Genomic DNA, 2315 nt, shown 5'->3' with positions numbered 1-2315 from the left:
GCGGCGGCGTCGAGCTGACCAGCGGCGGCCAAGGCGTCAGCTTTGCGCAGCAGGTAGCTGCCCGAAGGCCCTTGCTGGCAGAACTTGGCCGCCGCCGGCCCGGCACCCAGTCCTAGCAACATCAGCAAGCCAGGCAAAACCAGCCGAGGAAGCACAACAGCGAAACAGGTTTGCAATTGGGGTCTCATATTTTTCAAATTAAAAATGCTGATAACCGAATTTTGACTGCAACCACCAGTGCCCGTGCCAACCTAACAGGTGCCGTGCCGGCTAGCGCCACGACATCAGGCCCCAGCCGCCGCTGATGCGGCCGCCGTCGGGGCGGCGCGGCCACACGTCGGCGTCGTTTTCCAGCATCACCGGCGTGGTGCCGGTGGTGGGCACCACGGCAATGGCCGAGTAGTAGGTGATTTCAAACGTTTTATAGCACCACGTCGCCACGTATTTGCCGTCGGGCGACCACGTAGCCGGGCCCTCCTGGCTGTTGCTGGCATTGGTGAGCTGGCGCAAGCCGCTCCCGTCGGGGTTCACCAGCCACAGGTGATTGTTTTGCACGAAGGCAATGCGGCTGCCGTCGGGGCTCGCCGAGGGCAGGATGGGCGTAGGATTGGTGGACACCCCCGCCAGCCGGGTGGGCGTGATGGTGCCGCCGGCCAGGGTGGCCAGGTACAGTCCGGCCTTGGCGCTGGGTGTGGTCGGCGCCGAGTGGCTGATGCCCGAATCGTAGTCGCCGGCCAGCAGCAGGCGGCCGTCGGGCAGCCAGCTCGGGCTGAAGTAGTTGGCAATGCCCGCCACGTAGTTGCCGCTCATATCGACCACCACCGTGCCGTAGCCGAATGTGATGGGGGCTTGGAAATAATAACCGATGTAAGTGAAGGCGATTTTGGTGCCGTCGGGCGACACGCGGGGGCCAAGGATGGACGAGGACACCTTCGAATCGAACACGACCCGAATCTGGTTGCCCGCCGCGTTGATGACTTCCAGCCGGCTGCCGCTGTAGGCCTTGTTGATGTACAGCGTCGAGCCATCGGCCAGGCGGGTGGGCTCGTAGCCCGCCGCGAAGCGCACATCGGCCTTGTCGGCAAACGTGTACTGCTTCAAATCGCCGGCGTAGTCGTGCACCAGCGTGCCCGTCCACGCTGCCGAGCCGGTAGTAGGGTCGGCGGGCGTGACGCTTTCTTTTTTACCGCAGCCGCCTAGGAGCAAGCCCGTCAGCAGCGAGCAGAGTACCATTTTTTTCATACGAATTGAGAAAAGTAACCAGATGGAAACAGCCGCGGGCTACCCGCCCCGCGTGGGCAGTTGATTGGCCGAAATCTACCGGCCGCTTACCTTGCAGAATGGGAAAGTCGAGCAACCCCGCCGGTAAATCGATGAGTGGTGGTTTACGTCGACCAACCCGCCCGGCCATTCTTTTCGTCCCATGTCTGCCCCCATTCCCTGCCGCTGCTTAGTGCTTGACGACGACCTGCTGGTGCGCGACCTCGCGGCGTCGTTCGTGGCCCGGGTGCCGTCGCTGGCGCTGGCCGGCACCTTCGATGCCCCGCTGCCCGCCTTCGAATACCTGGCCCGCGAGCCCGTCGATTTGCTGATTGCCGACATCGAAATGCCCCAACTCAGCGGCCTGGAACTGGTGCGGGCGCTGCGCCAGCCGCCCCTGGTCATTTTTATGACGTCGCACCCCGAATACGCTCTTCCTTCCTACGACCTCGACGCGGTTGATTTTCTGGTGAAGCCCCTGCGGTTCGACCGGTTTCTGCGCGCCATCGACAAGGCGCTGTTGCTGCTGCGGGCCCGCACGTTGCACGCCGAAGCGCCGCCCGGCCCGGCGGCAGAGGCCGATACCTTCTTCATCCGCACCGAGTTTCAGTACCTGAAGCTGCACTACGCCGAGGTGGCGTACATCGAAGCCATGCGCGATTTTGTGAAGGTGCACCTGCTCGACGGCACGGTGCACATCACCCTGGTAAGCTTGAAGCACATGGAAGCGCAGCTGCCGCCCGCCTTCTTCGTGCGCACCCACCGCTCGTTTCTGGTGAATGCCCGGCACATTGCCGCCGTCACCAACCAGGAGGTTCGCATTGGCAAAGTCGAAGTGCCCCTGGGCACTACGTACCGCGAGGCCGTGCTGGCCCAGGTGGTGCAGCAGCGCCTGGTCAGCCGTCATTCCCCCCCCGTCAAGCCCGATTAGCCGGGCATGTTTTCGAGCTGCTGCGCCACCGTTGCGGCTGGTACTGCGGCCGCAGGCAGCACCAGCGTGAACGTACTGCTGCGCACCGGCCAGGAGCTGGCCACCCGCTGCTGGCCGCCGTTGG

The 2315-nt window shown here is 63.9% G+C and carries 2 protein-coding genes; one reads left to right on the top strand and one right to left on the bottom strand.

From position 1 onward, the window contains the following. Positions 1-270 precede the first annotated feature (270 nt). A complete protein-coding gene (locus ACYVDE_RS20550; RefSeq protein ID WP_460503406.1) occupies positions 271-1242 on the bottom strand; it encodes a hypothetical protein in 972 nt (323 codons plus the stop codon). A 181-nt stretch (positions 1243-1423) separates the two neighbouring features. On the opposite strand from ACYVDE_RS20550, the gene ACYVDE_RS20545 reads away from it, so the two are divergent. Next, a complete protein-coding gene (locus ACYVDE_RS20545) occupies positions 1424-2191 on the top strand; it encodes a LytR/AlgR family response regulator transcription factor (RefSeq protein ID WP_460503405.1) in 768 nt (255 codons plus the stop codon). Positions 2192-2315: the final 124 nt, after the last annotated feature.

This window comes from Hymenobacter agri (assembly GCF_054778495.1).
This window is presented reverse-complemented; position numbering and strand designations above follow the sequence as displayed.